This is a genomic window from Bordetella genomosp. 4, assembly GCF_002261185.1.
Taxonomy (GTDB): Bacteria; Pseudomonadota; Gammaproteobacteria; order Burkholderiales; family Burkholderiaceae_B; genus Bordetella_A.
Genome location: NZ_NEVQ01000003.1, coordinates 325437 through 342475 on the forward strand (window position 1 = coordinate 325437; position 17039 = coordinate 342475).

Consider the following 17039-nt stretch of genomic DNA (forward strand, 5'->3'; position numbering starts at 1 on the left):
GAAAACATGGCGTGCGATCATGGCGATCACGCGGCCGTCTTGTTACGATGGGCTTATTTTAGAATAGCGCCCGACCTGCCTATGTTGCGACACGCTCTTGCCCCGCTGTTCGACCCCAAATCGCTGGTGATCGTGGCCGATCGGCCCCTGCCTGTGGTCAATACTTTACGGGCCGAATTGCGTGCGAACACGACCCAGGTCGATGTGCAGGCAGGGCAGGCTCCGGCAATTCCCGAGACTTGTCAGGGACTGTCAGCCGGGCAGCGGCCTGATCTGGCGTTGATATGCGTTTCGCCCGCGATATTGCCGGATGTTTTGCGGCGACTGACGGCGTTGCAGCCGCGCGCCGCGATTGTGCTGCCCCACGAACTGCCCGATCCCTATCCCGGCGGTACTTTGGCGTTATGCCGCGCATGGGCCGAGCAAACGGGTTGCGCGCTATTGGGGCCTAGGGCCTTTGGACTGCAACGGCCTCATGCCAGCCTGAATTTCAGCCAGCATTCCTTTTTGGCGCGCGCCGGCCGTGTGGCGTTGGTGACGCAATCGCGTTCGATCACCGCCGCTGTCATGGACTGGGCGGATGATGTGCATATTGGCTTTTCCACCGCGATTTCACTGGGGGACGAGGCCTCGATTCGTCTGGCTCAAGTGCTGGACTTTCTGGCCAGCGACCCGAGGACAGACAGCATCGTGCTGTACCTCGAGGATGTAGGCGTTGCACGCGAGTTCATGAGCGCGTTGCGCTCGGCCGCCAGCGTCAAACCCGTGATTGTGCTCAAGGCCGGCCGTGATGGTCCGCCGGGCAGCGATCCCGCACTGGATGCAGCGCTGCGACGAGCCGGCGCGGTACGCGTCCGGTATTTTGTGCAGCTATTTTCGGCCGTCAAGGTGCTGGGTTATGCGCGGCGCCCGCGTGGCCGCCGCGTTGCGATCCTTTCGAATGGCAGTGGCCCACCTCAGTTGGCGCTGGATCTCATCGGCCCGGACACGGCGATGTTGCGCGCCGAGTTGGCCCCAGCCACCCGGCGGGCGTTGACGGAACTGCTCGAGCCCGATGCGGCGACGGCCAATCCTGTCATTACCTATGTGCCCCTGACACCGGAGCGCATACAGGCCATGCTGGATAGTTTGATCGACGATCAAGGGGTGGACGGTGTGCTGGTGGTGCTGGCGCCCGATGCGCTGGCGGATATGCCTGCGGTGGCGCGCCAATTGGCACAGTTTGCACCGAATGCCCGCAAGCCCGTGGTGAGTTGTTTCATGGGCGACGCGGGTATGCGGCCGCTGCGTCGGATGCTCGACGATGTCGGAACCCCAGCCTTTCGCACCCCTGAGTCTGCAGCCGATGCTTTTGGCGTACTTTCTACGCACTACTACAACCAACAATTGCTGCTGCAAACGCTGCCGCCCGAGCCGCCGAGCCGCTTGCCGGACGTGAGCAAGGCGCGCCTTGTGCTGGAGAGCGTTCGCGCAGCGGGCCGCCTGGATTTGTCTGTGTCCGAGTGCCGCGCCGTGTTGGATGCCTTCTATGTCCCGCTGCGCGATGTTCCTGCGGGCGTGCTGCCGGGTGAGCCCGAGTCGCGGCCTATGGCCATTCGCGTGCGGCGTGACCCGAATTTTGGGCCCATCATCCAATTCGGTGCGGGCGGCCCCGATGCATTGCTATCGGCGGGCTCCGATAGAGGCCGGGATTTACCGCCGCTCAATGGCTTTTTGGCGCGCCAACTGATCGAACGCAGCCGTACATGGCAGCGCGTGCTCGCCTCGCAGATCAGCAGCGCTGCCGCCGAGGCTTTGCAGCACACATTGGTTCAGGTGTCTGAGGTCATTTCCGAATTGCCCGCCATCGAGTCGCTGGATATCGATCCGTTGTATGCGGGTGAAACGCAATTGCGCGCTGCTGGCCTGCGCATCACCCTGTGCGCCGAGCCTGCCTGTGCCACGCCGCAAACCAGCGGTTATCCGCACATGGCGATTCATCCTTATCCTGCGCGGTTAGTGCGGCGCCGCGAGTTCGATGACGGGACTGAATGGGTGATTCGTCCCATTCGTCCCGAAGACGGGCAGACCTTGCAGGATTTCATCCGTGGCCTGTCAGAGCGTTCGCGTTATATGCGTTTTGTGTCCATGATGCGCGAACTCACGCCGCGCATGGTGGCGCGATACACGCAGATCGATTACCACCGCGAACTGGCGCTGGTGGCGACCACCTATGTCCCGAATCCGGCAAACCGGGGGCATCCGCACGAGATCATCATCGGCTTTGCGCACTACTTGCGTAATGCCGATGGGCGCGGCGCCGAGTACGCCCTGGTCATCGGTGATGACTGGCAACGCCGGCATCTGGGCGGACAATTGATGCAAGCCCTGATCGACGCGGCCCGTGACCAAGGACTGGAATATATCGATGGCCTCGTGTTGGCCAATAACCGGCCGATGTTGACCCTGATGACGCGTCTGGGATTTACGAACGATCCGGATCCGGAAGACCCCACCATGCGACGGGTGTGGTTGAGTCTGCTTTCCTGAAAACCCGAATCGGGTTTTGTCGTACCCGATTTGGTTTTTTCCAATTACGCCGATGTCAAAACTTCGCGCAAAAACGCCGCGATATCGTTGATTTCCGGTGCGCATACCGAGTGGGGCATCGGGTAGGTATGCCAGCGCACGTCATAGCCTAACGACTGTAATTGCGTCAGCGAGGCTTCGGCACGCGGCAGCGCAACGACAGGGTCAAACGTGCCGTGCGCCAGAAAAATCGGCGTACCGGCATTGGCGGTGTGACGCTCGGCGGCTGCCGTGTCCAGCAATGGCAGGTAGCCGGACAGGCCGATCATGCCTGCCAGTTTTTCTTCCAGCCGCAGCCCGGTATGCAGCGTCATCGCGCAACCTTGCGAGAATCCGGCCAGCACAATGCGCGAGGTCGGGATGCCGCGAGCATTTTCGCGGGCGATCAACGCCCGTACGGCGGCTTCGGATTGCCGGATGCCTGCTGCGTCCTCTTGGCGCACTAGGTCAGTGACCAGAATGTCGTACCACGACCGCATAGCCATCCCGCCGTTGATCGTCACGGGTTGCACCGGTGCATGGGGAAAGACAAAGCGCACTGCCGGGCTATCGCCTAGTCGGAGTTCGGGCACAATCGGCGCAAAGTCATTACCGTCGGCTCCCAAACCATGCAGCCATATCACGGCATGAGTCGGGTTGGGGGCGGTCTGCATTTCGATGCAGTCCAACAGGGCAGGGGTGGCAGTCATGGCGGCAGAGAGAAACGAGAGGGCCGAAAACGGTCCGATTTGGCTAATGGCTATTGATTGGCGCCGTGGTCTGGGTCAGCGTCAGGAAGACAGGGCTTTCAGGGCTTGGAACAGGGCGCGGTAATGCTTGCGCTGCGGCTCTTGGCCTGGCTGCAGGGCGGCATTGCCTTGCGCTTCTTTGCGTGCCGCGCGTATGGTCGCGCGCAATGCCTGCACATCGGCGCCAGGATGGGCATCGAGCAATTGGGTCAAGGCATCGTCATCGCTCAGCAGTTTGTCACGCAGCGACTCCAGCCGATGCATGGCGGCAGTTTCTTCGCGCGAACCGTTTTGCCAGACATCGAGCTGCGCACGGATCTCATCGGCGGGTGCGTCACGCATCAGCTTGCCCACAAAATGGGTCTGCCGGCGCTTGCCTTCGCGGCTGGTGGTCTTTTGCGCCAGGCGAATTGCCTCGTACAGACGTTCGGCCAGCGGCAATTGCTTCAGACGGTCGTCAGGCAACTCGATCAATTGTTTGCCCAAATCGAGCAGGGCATGCATTTCGCGCTTGATTTGCGATTTGCTGGGACGGTCGTAACCGTTTTCGTCGAATTCGCCTTCGGCGGTCGAATCAGGGATAGAAGAATTCATGAGGAACGCAATGGGGGAACAGCATCAACGCAGACTTGGCTATGATAACCGTCTCTGCTTACTGGACTGCAATGGTCAATACTTCTACCTCCTCTCTTCCCGTGGCCGCGAACCACGCGCGTTTCAGCGAACTGGTCGAACAAGTCCTGGCGTATGCACGCCAGATCGGCGCCAGCGACGCTGCAGCCGAGATTTCCGAAAGCCTGGGGCTGTCGGTATCGGTGCGTAAAGACGATATAGAAACGGTCGAACAAACCCGCGACCGCTCACTGGATTTGACGGTGTATGCCGGCCAGAGCCGCGGCTCTGCCTCGACCTCGGATTTTTCCGAGGCTGCGCTGCGCCAGACGGTCGAGGCCGCCTGGCATATCGCCCGCCATACGGCAGCCGACCCGGCAGCGGGGTTGCCCGATGCTGACCAGTTGGCGACCGATGTCCCCGATCTGGCCTTGCATTATCCCTGGCCAGTCACCACGGAGCAGGCCGCCGAACTGGCATTGCGCGCTGAGCGCGCAGCCCGAGCCGTGGATCGCCGTATCACCAATACCGATGGCGCAACCGTAGGCACCTACGAAGGCCAGTTCGTCATGGGTAATACCCGAGGCTTCCTCGGGGGTTACCCGTACTCGCGCCACAGTCTGTCGGTCGCTCCGATCGCCGGGCGCGGCAACAACATGCAGCGCGACTACTGGTATAGCTCGGAACGTAATCCTGCGTTGTTGGCCGCGCCCGAGGCCGTCGGCCGTTACGCGGCCGAGCGCACCTTGTCGCGCCTGTCGGCCAAACGAATTCGCACCGGTAAATTTCCCGTGCTCTTCGAGGCGCCTCTGGCGTTAGGGCTGCTGGGCGCGTTTACGCAGGCAACCAGTGGTGGCGCCTTGTACCGCAAGGCCAGTTTTCTGGTCGATGCTCTGGGCAAACCTATCTTTCCCGACCATATCGACATTGCCGAAGACCCCCACGTGCCTGGTGGCATGGGCAGTTCGCCTTTTGACGACGAGGGCGTGCGCACCCGGGCTCGCAGCGTGGTGACAGGCGGCGTGCTGGAAGGCTATTTCCTGTCGACCTACACGGCGCGTAAGCTCGGTATGACGACGACCGGCAATGCAGGCGGTTCGCATAACCTGACCTTATCCTCGCGCCTGACTTCGGCCGATGATGATTTCGAAGCCATGCTGCGCAAGCTCGGTACAGGGTTGCTGGTTACAGAGCTGATCGGTCAGGGCGTCAATTACGTCACGGGCGATTACTCGCGCGGCGCGTTCGGATACTGGGTGGAAAACGGTCAAATCCAGCATGCGGTCCAGGAAGTCACGATCGCCGGCAATTTGGCTGATATGTTCCGTCAGATCGTCGCCGTAGGTGCCGATACGATTGCTCGCGGAACCAAGCGCACAGGTTCGATTCTTATCGAGCAAATGGCGATTGCCGGGGTCTGATTCGCGCAACGCCAGCCGGTGACTCGCCTTTTCGCCTCTGTAGCAGGCCGGGCTTCCCTCAGTCCGGCCCTGTTGGCCAGCCAAATTCACGATTGCCGGCTTGCGGGCTGGTAACCCCTCTTACGGTATAGATATAACAACGTGTAATATCCGCCACATATCGCGTGCGATATCTCATACCAAATTGCTGTCGAGGAGCCAACCTTTATGCAACGTCGTTCCTTTTTGAAACAAGCCGGCCTGGGCGCTGTCGCAGGTAGTGCGGCGGTTGCCGCGCCGGTATTCGCGCAAGACGCACCCAGCCTGAACTGGCGCATGGCGTCCAGCTTCCCGCGCAGCCTGGATGCGCTGTTCGGCACCGGCGACATTTTCTGCAAGTTCGTCAACGAAGCCACGGGCGGTAAATTCAACATCCGTCACTTCCCGGGTGGTGAAATCGTTCCTGCCTTGCAGGTCATGGACGCGGTGTCCAACAACACCATCGAGTGCGGCCATACCGTGTCGTATTACTACTACGGCAAGGATCCGGCGTTCTGCTTTGACGCGGCTGTGCCTTTTGGCCTGAACGCGCGTCAGATGAACGCCTGGATGTTCAACGGCGACGGCATGAAGCTGACCCGCGAAATGTTCAAGCCGCACAAAATCGTCAACTTCCCCATGGGCAACACCGGTGTGCAAATGGGCGGCTGGTACCGCAAAGAAATCAAGACCGTCGACGATCTGAAGGGTCTGAAAATGCGTACCGCCGGCTTCGCGGGCGAAGTCCTGTCCCGTCTGGGCGTGGTGCCGCAGCAACTGGCAGGTGGCGATGTGTATCCCTCGCTCGAAAAAGGCACGCTGGACGCCGTCGAGTTCGTCGGTCCGTACGATGACGAAAAACTGGGCTTTAACAAGGTCGCCAAGTATTACTACTACCCGGGCTGGTGGGAAGGCGGTCCCCAGGTCTCGCTGTACCTGAACGAAGGCGCCTGGAACAGCTTGCCCAAGAACTACCAAGCCATCGTCGAGGCGGCCAGCCGCGTCGCGCATGTGGCCATGACCTCCCGCTACGACGCCGAAAACCCCGGCGCGCTGCGCCGGCTCATTGCCGCAGGCGCCGAGCTGCGTCCGTTCCCGCGCGCCGTGATGGACGCGTCGTACCAGGCAGCTCAGACGGTGTACAAGGAGTTCAGCGACAAAGACCCGAAATTCAAGGCTTTGTACGACAACTACATGGGCTTCCGCGACAGCGTGGTGCCGTGGTTCCGTCTGGCCGAAGGATCGTACGACCAATATCTGGGCGTGGCGATGTCGGCGCACAAGTAATAAATAGGTATCTCGGTACAACGGGCGCGCTTGTGGGCTGTCCCCAGGGTTGGAGCATATTCAACCGCCCTGGAAAGACGGTTCACCACGCGCCCGTTTCGCATAGTTGGTTCCCCCCTGGTGCCCGCAAGCTACGGGTAGCAGGCCACATTGCACGAGGGCTCGGACAGTTCCTGATCCTCAAGTTGCACAATATTTGAGCAATCGTGCTAGAATGGTCGACTTTCCCTTATTCCGGTTGGTAGCACGGGCGGTTAATAACGCTTAGGCCAGCTGCGGATCGCATGATCGGCGCGGGATTTCCCGGTCGGATGATGCGCCAAGGCACAACGGAACAGGAAAAGATTCTCGTCAGGCTGTTCTGACCAGAAAAATTTACCTTTTAGGAACCAATCATGAAGACCTTTGTGGCCAAGCCGCATGAAGTCCAACGTGACTGGTTTGTGATCGACGCCAAGGGCAAAGTCCTGGGTCGTGTGGCCAGCGAAGTCGCACGCCGCCTGCGTGGTAAGCACAAACCTGAATTCACGCCGCACGTTGATACGGGCGATTACATCGTCATCATCAACGCTGCTGATATCGTTGTTACGGGCACCAAGACGCAAGACAAAAAGTACTTCCGTCACACCGGCTATCCCGGTGGTATCCGTGAAACGAACTTCGAGAAACTGCAACAGCGGTTTCCCGGCCGTGCCATCCAGAAGGCCGTCAAGGGCATGTTGCCCAAGGGTCCGCTGGGCTACGCCATGATCAAGAAACTCAAGGTGTACGCCGGTGCCGAGCACCCGCACACCGCTCAGCAGCCCAAGCCGCTGGATATCTAAGGAAACGCCATGATCGGTAACTGGAACTACGGAACCGGCCGTCGCAAAACCTCGGTGGCTCGTGTTTTCATCAAGAAAGGCTCGGGCAAAATCGTTGTTAACGGCAAGCCCGTCGACGAATTCTTCGCTCGCGAAACTGGCCGCATGATCGTGCGCCAGCCGCTCGAACTGACCGGCCACCTGGAATCGTTCGACATCAAAGTCAACGTCCACGGCGGTGGCGAAACCGGCCAAGCCGGTGCGGTGCGTCACGGCATCACCCGCGCTTTGATCGACTACGATGCGGCCCTCAAGCCCGCGCTGTCGCAAGCCGGCTTCGTGACCCGCGATGCCCGTGAAGTCGAACGTAAGAAAGTCGGCTTCCGCAAGGCTCGTCGGCGCAAGCAGTTCAGCAAGCGCTAATCGTCTTGCTTGCCCCGGGTCGCGAAAGCGGCCCTGGTGGCAAAACAAAACGCCCCTGTTTTTACAGGGGCGTTTTGTTTTTGGCGATGCGCGAAAAAATATCGGTATTGAGTTAGCGATACAATTATTTTTCGTCTTACGGAACACCCCCCACCATGGCCCAAGCATCGAATTCCCGTATCAAGGTTGGCATTGTCGGCGGCACCGGTTATACCGGCGTCGAGCTGCTGCGTCTGTTGTCGCAACATCCTCATGTAGAACTGACCGCCATCACCTCCCGCAAAGAAGACGGGCTGCCGGTGGCCGACATGTATCCCAATTTGCGTGGCCGCGTGAATCTGGCGTTTTCCACGCCTGAAAAGGCCAATCTGGCAGATTGCGACGTTGTTTTCTTTGCCACGCCGCACGGCGTGGCCATGGCGCAGGCCAAAGAGCTCCTGGCTGCTGGTACTCGTATCATCGATCTGGCTGCAGACTTTCGGTTGCAAGACACGGCTACGTTCGAGCGCTGGTACAAGATGCCGCATGCGTGCCCCGACATCCTGGCTGAGTCCACCTACGGCCTGGTCGAACTCAATCGCGCGGCTGTGTCCAAGGCGCGCGTCATCGGTAACCCCGGCTGCTATCCGACGACGGTTTTGCTGGGCTTGGCCCCCTTGATCGAGAACGGCGCCCAACTGGTCGATACCCAAACCCTGATCGCCGATTGCAAATCGGGTGTCTCAGGCGCAGGCCGCAAGGCTGAGGTCGGTTCCCTGTTTTCCGAGGCCAGCGACAATTTCAAAGCCTACGGTGTGGCAGGGCATCGCCATCACCCCGAAATCACCGAGCAACTCGAAAAACTGGCGGGCGGCAAAGTCGGCCTGACGTTCGTCCCGCATCTCGTGCCGATGATCCGCGGCATGTTCTCGACCTTGTATGCCCGTATCCGCCCTGAAGCACTGGATACGGATTTCCAGGCGCTGTACGAAAAGCGTTACGCCAACGAGACGTTTATCGATGTGATGCCGGCCGGCAGTTTGCCCGAAACCCGTTCGGTGCGTGCGTCGAACAATCTGCGCATCTCGGTGCAGCGTCCCAATAATGGAGATCTGTTGATTGTGCTGGTCATCCAGGACAACTTGGTCAAGGGCGCATCGGGTCAGGCTGTGCAAAACATGAACCTGATGTTTGGCCTGCCCGAGTCGGCAGGCCTGGATCAAGTCGCTATTCTGCCGTAGGAGATCCTTGGCCGGCCTGGCGGGCTGGCCGGATCGGCTTAGATGCAATCGGCTCCTGAATCCACGGCCGGGTCCCGTCCCGGCTCTCTCTCGCGATGGCTGTTCGTGCTGAGTGCGCTGGTCGTCGGCTTGGCCCTGGGGGCGCTGGCTGGCTATCAGTACGCGCAGCAGTCGGTGATGGCGGTTCCCAGCGTCGTCATTACTGCTGAACAAGTCGCTGCACAAGATGCCGCGGTACGGCAAAGCCAGGCAGAAAGCCGTTTCCTGCGGGCGCAGCTCGATACGGCCGATGGCGAAATCGCGGTCGAGCGTGCTGCTCGCCAAGAACTCGAGGCGCAGTTGCGCGCGGGTCAGGAGGAGCTGGGCCGCGTGCGTGACCGCCTGGCCTTTTTCGAGCAATTATTGCCGCCCGGACCCGAAGGCGCTGTCGATATCCGTGGCGCAGAGATTCAGCGTGACGGGCAAGGACTGAAGTATCGCGTGTTGCTCATGCGTAGTGGCCGCAGTGACGCGCCGTTCGTGGGCACCTTACGTTTCCAGGCCTCGGGTGTGCTAAAAGGGGATGTCGTTTCTGTCGACTTGGCCCCCATGCAGGTAAAGACCGATACCCCCGAGGGCGACGACAACGGTGATGACTCCAACGCCTCGCCGGGCAGCAAACCCAAGCCCTCCGCCGAAGCAGCGGCCGCTGCGGGCGGCCTCTTGCCATTGCAATTTGATCAATACCAGCGCATTGAAGGCGTGCTCGATCTGCCCGAGGGATTCGTCCCCGAAAGCGTAACCGTTAGCGTACTCGAGGGATCCACCGTGCGGGCGTCCCGCACCATCAAGCTGGCATTTTGAACCCCGGCCCTCTCTGCGCTACTATGAGAGTATTGAGGCGGCTCGCCCGTCAACTTTATACGTGATATTGGCCGATTTTTCGGCCAGGAGCTCCACCATGAATGCAGTCACCGAAACCGTCGATCTCCAGGCGCCGCCGACGCCGTTGATTTTCACCGATTCCGCCGCAGCCAAAGTCAAAGACCTGCTGGCCGAAGAAGGCAACCCCGAATTGAAACTGCGCGTATTCGTGCAGGGCGGCGGCTGTTCCGGTTTCCAGTATGGTTTTACCTTTGACGAGGCCGTCAGCGATGACGATACCGTGCTGGACAAGGATGGCGTGCAATTGCTGGTCGATCCCATGAGCTTCCAGTACCTGGTCGGTGCCGAAATCGACTACAAGGAAGACCTCGAAGGCGCGCAATTCGTCATTCGGAACCCCAACGCCACCACGACCTGCGGCTGCGGCTCGTCGTTCTCGGTGTAACGCCTGAAGGCTGGGCCTCGCCCCAGCCTGCCTGCTACCAGTCCGTAGCAAGGGTTGCCCGTAAACTGCCCGGTCGCTCAGGCCGGGTACAGTGCGCCCAGTACACGCGGCCCGCGTGCGCCTGTTACTCCAGGTACGCCCGCCGGAATTCGATCTAAAAAGGCTTGTGCCAGCCAGGCAAACGCCATGGCTTCGACCCATTGGGCCGGCACGCCTGCGCTGTCGGTGGGGCTGACAGGGCGCTGCAGGCAGATCGCCAATTCGCGCATCAATCCTGCATTGCGTGCCCCGCCGCCGCACACTAGTACATCGTGGGTAGCAGGGGCTGTCGCCTCTAGCGCATCTGCTACGGTACGAGCCGTAAATCGCTGCAATGTCGCTTGGATGTCCTGCGGGGCGAGTTTTGCTGCGCCCTCGTAATTTTGCAGACGTTCATCCAGCCAGGCTGCGTTAAACAAATCGCGCCCCGTTGATTTTGGAGGGGGCAGGACGAGCCAGGGTTCTTCGGCTAATAGGTGTTCGAGCAGGGCTGGCTGCACCTGACCGCCAGCCGCCCATTGCCCGTCTTTGTCGTAGGGCCGGCCGGTATGCCGCTGGCACCAGAGATCCAGCAAAACATTGGCGGGGCCCGTATCAAAGCCGCGCGGCGGCTCGCCGGGAGTCAATAGGGTGAGATTGGCAATGCCGCCCAGATTCAATACAGCTCGCGGGGCGGGCGAGGCGAACACGGCTGCGTGAAAGGGAGGCACCAAGGGAGCGCCTTGGCCTCCTGCTGCTACATCACGGCTGCGGAAATCAGCCACCACGTCGATGCCGGTCAATTCTGCCAGCAAGGCGGGGGCATTGAGTTGCAGCGTAAAGCCTAATTCCGGCCGGTGGCGCACGGTTTGTCCGTGTGCGCCAATGGCAGCAATGGCGGTAGCGGGTTGTTGTGCCTGATCCAACAGGGCTTGGACAGTCTCGGCGTATAAACGCATCAACGCTTGGCTGGCCAGCGCTGCGCGATGCAGCTCGTCGGCGCCGCTTTGGTTCAGCGCCAGCAACTCGCGCCGCAGTTCGGCCGGCATGGGCAATGCCGCGGTTGCCAGAACTTCTACGGTAGGCGCTTGTTCGACGTCTTTGAGGGCGTTTGCCGCTGTCCGAACATTGCCGGATTCCGATGGGACACCGCAGGGCGTATGTAAACGCACCAGCACGCCATCGGCGCCATCCAGACTCGTGCCAGACATCAGGCCAATGAAGAGGCGGCCGGTCGTCAAAGCTGGTTGGCCGCGAAATCGAGACATGGCGTCAGAGAGGCGAGCGCCGGGTCAGCGGCTGGCGACATTCGTGCTGGACTCAGGCAGCGTTTGCTGCAGATGAGTCAATAACGCGAGCTGCTGCTTGTAGGGCTCCGTTGCCGCCTGGAACTTGCGAGCCTCGTCCGGATCGAGCGGGCGGGAAATCGGCAGGTCCGCGGCCAGAGGATCCACAGGCTGGTTGTCAATACGGAACTCGTAATGCAGATGCGGTCCGGTCGCCCAGCCCGTCGAGCCCACGTAGCCGATCAACTGGCCTTGCGACACCTTGGTGCCGACTTTGATGCCAGGGGCAATACGGCTCTGATGCGCGTACAAGGTCGAATACTGCCCGTAGTGCTTGACGATGACTACGTTACCGTACCCGTTTTGCCAGCCGGCAAACTCCACGGTACCGTCCGCGGTGGTGTGGATCGGCGTGCCCGACGGCGCTGCATAGTCCACGCCCTTGTGTCCGGTCCAGGTCTTGTGGATCGGATGCATGCGCATGCCAAAGGTCGAACTGATGCGAGAAAATTTCAACGCCGTGCGCAAAAAGGCCCCGCGCAGGCTGACGCCGTCAAAACCGTAGTAATTGCCCGATTTTCCGTCCGGACTGAACCAGACGGCGTTGTAGGTCTTGCCGTTGTTGATGAACTCCACGGCCAGCAAGCGACCGGCACCGGCATAGCGGCCCTGGTGCGAACGGACTTCGTAGACAACGCGGAATTGGTCGCCCGGGCGAATATCGCGCAGAAAATCTATCTTGGAGCCGAGCACGTCAGCCATCTGCTGGGTGATCGAATCCGGAATGCCGGCCGTGTCGGTCGCACCAAATAGCGAATTGCGGATCGTGCCGACGGCGACGCGCGTCTGCAAATCGGTGCGGTCGGTGATCTCGCGCGCAGTGTAGGAGTCTCCCGACGGCGTCACCAGCAGCATTTTGGTGGTGACTTGGCCGTCGTCTTCCTCGCCTGGGGTATGGATATACCGCAGCCAGACCAGGTTGCCCTCGGCATCGGTTGCTGCCTGCACAGAGCGGCCGGGGTACAGCTTGTAAATACTGCGAGCGCTGGGGGCCTGCGTCAGGAAGCGTTGCAAGCCCGGCGCGTCGATCTCCAGGCGTTGCAGCACTGAGGCCAGCGTATCGCCGGCGCGAATGCGCGTTTCGCTGACAAACGGCGCATCGCTGTCCGCGCTGCTGACACTGACTTGATTCGAAGCCAGGGGCAAAACGCTTTGGATCTGACGCGACAGGGGTAATTGCGTGCGGTCGGGTTGTTGGACCATGCCCAGCGCAGCGGCGCCAGCAAACAAACCTACGGTGCTGACCAGTAACGTGCGGCGTAGCCAGCCAGCACGACGGGACGACTCGGGGCGAGACAGGGCGGCCGTGCTGCCAACGGAGCGATCAGCCGGGCTGTGAGGGCCACGATCTATCAAAGTAAAGCCTTTCTTCAGGGGGGTGTAAGTCCCCAGGACGCCGGTACGCCAGCACAGCATCACCCAGCGCATCAGCGATACGCAATGGGAGCCGCCTCTGGCGAGGCATCTTGTGAACAACAGGGGGTTAGCCGGGTCGCAACGGCAATAACGCCATAATGGCTACAGTTGCGTATGATTAGCGTCGTATCCTAGCTGATTCGGCTAGAATTTTCGACTGATTTCCCGGTCACGCTGACAGTTTTTACACGTTTTTTGCAATTTTCGGCTCTTTCTTAGCCCTTTATCGCCGCATCCGGCCCCAGATATGTCTCAACCCGAAGCCCCCATTACCCCTGAAGTCGAAGCCGACCTGCGCATCGCCAAGCGCGGTTGCGACGAATTGCTCGTTGAATCGGAGTTCGCCCGCAAGCTGGCCAAGAGCCGCGCGACCGGCGTACCGCTGCGTATCAAATTGGGGTTGGATCCCACCGCGCCCGACATCCATCTTGGTCACACAGTGGTGCTGAACAAGATGCGGCAATTGCAGGATCTGGGGCACCACGTCATTTTCCTCATCGGTGACTTCACCTCCACCATTGGTGATCCCAGCGGCCGCAACTCCACCCGCCCACCGTTGACGCGCGAGCAAATCGAAACCAACGCCCAGACCTACTACGCGCAGGCCAGCATGGTGCTGGACCCCACGCGTACTGAAATCCGCTACAACTCCGAGTGGAGCGATCCGCTGGGCGCTCGCGGCCTGATCCAATTGGCGTCGCGCTACACGGTCGCGCGCATGATGGAGCGCGAAGATTTCACCAAGCGCTTCAAGGGCGGCATTCCCATTGCCGTGCACGAGTTCCTGTACCCCTTGATGCAAGGCTACGATTCCGTCGCGCTGAAATCCGACCTCGAGCTGGGCGGCACTGACCAGAAATTCAACCTGCTGGTGGGCCGCGAGTTGCAGAAAGAGTATGGGCAGGCTCCCCAGTGCGTCCTGACCATGCCGTTGCTCGAAGGCACCGACGGCGTCGAAAAAATGTCCAAATCCAAGGGCAACTACATCGGTATCTCGGAAACGCCGGATTCCATGTTCGGCAAGCTGATGTCGATTTCCGATACGCTGATGTGGCGCTACTATGAATTGCTGTCGTTTCGTTCGCTGGACGATATCGCTGCGCTCAAGGCTGCCACCGACGCTGGCGCCAATCCGCGCGATGCCAAAGTCGCCCTGGCGCAAGAGATCATTACGCGCTTTCATTCCGCCCAGGCCGCCGAAGACGCCTTGGCCAATTTCCAGGCCCGTTTTCGCGACGGCGCGGTGCCCGACGAGATGCCCGAGGTCAATGTGGCTGGCGCGCCGCTGGGGATTCTCAAAGTCCTACGCGAAGCCGGTCTGGTTGCCTCGGGCGCTGAAGCCCAGCGCAACGTCGAGCAAGGGGGGGTCCGTGTCAACGGCGACCGCGTCGAAGACAAATCGTTGCAATTACAGGCCGGGTCTTACGTCATTCAAGTAGGCAAGCGCAAGTTCGCTCGTGTTAATTTGGCTGGGTAGGAAGCGCCTACTGCCTCGCAGGAGTACGACATGAAACTTTCGAGTCTATCTTTTTCCGATAACGAATCGATGCCCGACCGCTACGCTTTCGGCAAGATCGACGCCCAGTCGCACGTCATCCTCGCGGACAACTTCAATCCCCAGTTTTCCTGGGGTGAGGTCCCGGACGGCACGCGTTCGTTTGCCCTGATCTGCCATGATCCGGATGTCCCTTCAAAGCCCGACGATGTCAACCAAGAAGGGCGTACCGTGCCGGCGAGCTTGCCCCGCGTGGATTTCTTTCACTGGGTCTTGATCGATCTGGATCCCGAGCTGCGTGAAATCGAAGAAGGCTCCTTTTCCAGCGGCATCACTCCGCGCGGCAAGGGAGGCCCCCTGGCTCCTAACGAGGCTCGCCAAGGGATCAACGATTACACGTCATGGTTCGCTGCCGATCGCGATATGAGTGGGGACTATTTCGGCTACGACGGCCCATGCCCGCCGTGGAACGATGAGTTGCTGCATCGCTATATCTTTACGCTGTACGCCCTGGATGTTCCCAAACTGGACGTGCATGGGCACTTCAATGGCAACGATGTGCTGAAGGCGATGCAGGGCCATATCCTGGCCCAGGATAGCCTGACTGGCGTCTATTCTCTGAATCCGGATCTGGCGCCTAAGCAAATCGGTAGCACTGCTGCTACCTGACACTGTGTGGAGTGTCGATAGATTCGCCCTTCAGCGGTTGTCGCTGAGGGGCGAATTTTTGTCAGTGGGACGTCGATGCTGGGACGGGGTTCGTGCTTGGGGGGCGTCGGCACTGAGGAGGACGACGGCTCCAAATTACATGAAATCCCCTCATGCTCAACTTGAGGCGATCTGCAAGTTGTCCGCGCGTTCCTCGCTTTTGGCGGTCTTCTCAGCGAAATTTCCGCAATTTCAAGGTCCTAGCCCCAAACGCTGCGGACCCATCGCGGTAAACTAACGGTCATCCATTACCCCGTTCCCCCTATCTACGCCTCAGGAACCCCCCATGTTCGACCGTAACCGCACCTTGTCCCAGGTAGACCCCGACGTCTGGGCCGCCATCCAGAAAGAAGACGTCCGCCAGGAACAGCACATCGAGCTGATCGCCTCGGAAAACTATGCCAGCCCTGCCGTCATGGAGGCCCAGGGCACGCAGTTGACCAATAAATACGCGGAAGGCTATCCGGGCAAGCGCTACTACGGCGGCTGCGAATATGTCGACATCGTCGAGCAACTGGCCATTGACCGCCTGAAGCAGATCTTCGGCGCCGAGGCAGCCAACGTGCAGCCCAACTCGGGCTCCCAGGCCAATCAGGGCGTCTACATGGCCGTGCTCAAGCCGGGCGACACCGTGTTGGGCATGAGCCTGGCCGAAGGCGGTCACTTGACCCACGGCGCCTCTGTCAACGCGTCTGGCAAGCTCTACAACTTCATTTCGTACGGCCTGGATGCCAACGAAGTGCTGGACTACGAACAAGTCGAAAAGCTCGCCAAAGAACACAAGCCCAAGCTGATCGTCGCTGGTGCATCGGCCTATGCACTGCGCATCGATTTCGAACGTATGGCACGCATCGCGCACGAGAACGGCGCGCTCCTGATGGTCGACATCGCCCACTATGCTGGCCTGGTCGCCGGCGGCGTGTACCCCAACCCGTTCCCGCATGCCGATTTCGTGACCTCCACCACGCACAAATCCCTGCGTGGCCCGCGTGGCGGCGTCATCATGATGAAGGCCGAGTACGAAAAGATCATCAACTCGGCGATTTTCCCCGGCATCCAGGGTGGCCCGCTGATGCATGTCATCGCCGCCAAGGCCGTGGCTTTCAAAGAAGCTCTCTCGCCTGAGTTCAAACAGTACGCCGAACAGGTCGCCAAGAACGCCAAAGTGCTGGCTGAAACGCTGGTCAAGCGTGGCCTGCGCATCGTGTCCGGCCGCACCGAAAGCCACGTCATGCTGGTCGACCTGCGTCCCAAAGGCATTACCGGCAAAGAAGCCGAGGCCGTGTTGGGCCAGGCCCACATCACCGTCAACAAGAACGCCATCCCCAACGATCCGGAAAAGCCTTTCGTGACTAGCGGTATTCGCCTGGGCACCCCGGCCATGACCACGCGTGGTTTTACCGAAGCCGACGCCGAGCTCACGGCGAACCTGATCGCTGATGTACTGGATAACCCGCGTGACGAGGCCAACATCGCTGCCGTGCGCGCTCGCGTGAACGAGTTGACGGCTCGCCTGCCCGTCTACGGCCGTTAAATCATCAACGCAGGCGCTTGTTCAGGCGCCTGCGCATGATGGTCTGATTGAAGCTGCCTACTCGCCCGTCCGCCCAGGCGGACAGCGGTAAATTCCCCGGCTCACACCCGCGTCTGCCGTATATTTGCCACGC

Annotated in this window: 15 protein-coding genes; 11 read left to right on the forward strand and 4 right to left on the reverse strand. The window is 60.4% G+C overall.

Going from position 1 to position 17039, the window contains the following annotated elements:
• The first annotated feature begins 81 nt into the window (after positions 1–81).
• Positions 82–2529 (forward strand): bifunctional acetate--CoA ligase family protein/GNAT family N-acetyltransferase, encoded by a 2448-nt coding sequence (locus CAL20_RS03960; protein WP_094837310.1) that lies wholly within the window; start codon positions 82–84, stop codon positions 2527–2529.
• Positions 2530–2573: 44 nt separating this feature from the next.
• Here CAL20_RS03960 and CAL20_RS03965 read toward each other — a convergent pair whose 3' ends face one another.
• Positions 2574–3257, reverse strand: a complete 684-nt coding sequence (locus CAL20_RS03965; RefSeq protein ID WP_094837232.1) for an alpha/beta hydrolase — start codon at positions 3255–3257, stop codon at positions 2574–2576.
• Positions 3258–3338: 81 nt separating this feature from the next.
• Positions 3339–3890 (reverse strand): ribosome biogenesis factor YjgA, encoded by a 552-nt coding sequence (gene yjgA, locus CAL20_RS03970; protein ID WP_094819782.1) that lies wholly within the window; start codon positions 3888–3890, stop codon positions 3339–3341.
• A gap of 71 nt (positions 3891–3961) precedes the next feature.
• Between yjgA and pmbA the strand changes: the two genes are divergently transcribed.
• From pmbA to erpA, 7 genes are all read left to right on the forward strand, one after another.
• Positions 3962–5329 (forward strand): metalloprotease PmbA, encoded by a 1368-nt coding sequence (gene pmbA / locus CAL20_RS03975; RefSeq protein WP_094837233.1) that lies wholly within the window; start codon positions 3962–3964, stop codon positions 5327–5329.
• A gap of 207 nt (positions 5330–5536) precedes the next feature.
• Positions 5537–6634 carry a TRAP transporter substrate-binding protein gene (locus CAL20_RS03980; protein ID WP_094819784.1) on the forward strand — a complete coding sequence of 366 codons (1098 nt, stop codon included), beginning with the start codon at positions 5537–5539 and terminating at the stop codon, positions 6632–6634.
• Between the two features lie 395 nt (positions 6635–7029).
• A complete protein-coding gene (gene rplM, locus CAL20_RS03985; protein ID WP_094819785.1) occupies positions 7030–7458 on the forward strand; it encodes a 50S ribosomal protein L13 in 429 nt (142 codons plus the stop codon).
• A gap of 9 nt (positions 7459–7467) precedes the next feature.
• Positions 7468–7860, forward strand: a complete 393-nt coding sequence (rpsI, locus tag CAL20_RS03990; protein ID WP_003814889.1) for a 30S ribosomal protein S9 — start codon at positions 7468–7470, stop codon at positions 7858–7860.
• A 155-nt stretch (positions 7861–8015) separates the two neighbouring features.
• Positions 8016–9080: an N-acetyl-gamma-glutamyl-phosphate reductase gene (gene argC, locus CAL20_RS03995; protein WP_094819786.1), complete on the forward strand. Its 1065-nt coding sequence runs from the start codon at positions 8016–8018 to the stop codon at positions 9078–9080.
• A 42-nt stretch (positions 9081–9122) separates the two neighbouring features.
• Positions 9123–9923: a DUF6776 family protein gene (locus CAL20_RS04000; RefSeq protein ID WP_094819787.1), complete on the forward strand. Its 801-nt coding sequence runs from the start codon at positions 9123–9125 to the stop codon at positions 9921–9923.
• A gap of 97 nt (positions 9924–10020) precedes the next feature.
• Positions 10021–10389 (forward strand): iron-sulfur cluster insertion protein ErpA, encoded by a 369-nt coding sequence (gene erpA / locus CAL20_RS04005; protein ID WP_094819788.1) that lies wholly within the window; start codon positions 10021–10023, stop codon positions 10387–10389.
• Between the two features lie 77 nt (positions 10390–10466).
• On the opposite strand, the gene CAL20_RS04010 is transcribed toward erpA, so the two are convergent.
• Both CAL20_RS04010 and CAL20_RS04015 read right to left on the reverse strand, forming a co-directional pair.
• Positions 10467–11675: an anhydro-N-acetylmuramic acid kinase gene (locus tag CAL20_RS04010; RefSeq protein WP_094819789.1), complete on the reverse strand. Its 1209-nt coding sequence runs from the start codon at positions 11673–11675 to the stop codon at positions 10467–10469.
• Positions 11676–11699: 24 nt separating this feature from the next.
• A complete protein-coding gene (locus tag CAL20_RS04015) occupies positions 11700–13106 on the reverse strand; it encodes a M23 family metallopeptidase (RefSeq protein ID WP_373558273.1) in 1407 nt (468 codons plus the stop codon).
• Between the two features lie 310 nt (positions 13107–13416).
• Here CAL20_RS04015 and tyrS point away from each other — a divergent pair, with 310 nt between their 5' ends.
• The 3 genes from tyrS to glyA all read left to right on the forward strand — a co-directional run bounded on the left by tyrS (position 13417) and on the right by glyA (position 16906).
• A complete protein-coding gene (gene tyrS, locus CAL20_RS04020; protein WP_094819790.1) occupies positions 13417–14646 on the forward strand; it encodes a tyrosine--tRNA ligase in 1230 nt (409 codons plus the stop codon).
• 30 nt (positions 14647–14676) lie between these two features.
• Complete coding sequence (locus tag CAL20_RS04025) at positions 14677–15333, forward strand: YbhB/YbcL family Raf kinase inhibitor-like protein (RefSeq protein WP_094819791.1); 657 nt, start codon at positions 14677–14679, stop codon at positions 15331–15333.
• 325 nt (positions 15334–15658) lie between these two features.
• Positions 15659–16906, forward strand: a complete 1248-nt coding sequence (gene glyA, locus CAL20_RS04030; protein ID WP_094819792.1) for a serine hydroxymethyltransferase — start codon at positions 15659–15661, stop codon at positions 16904–16906.
• Positions 16907–17039 lie beyond the last annotated feature (133 nt).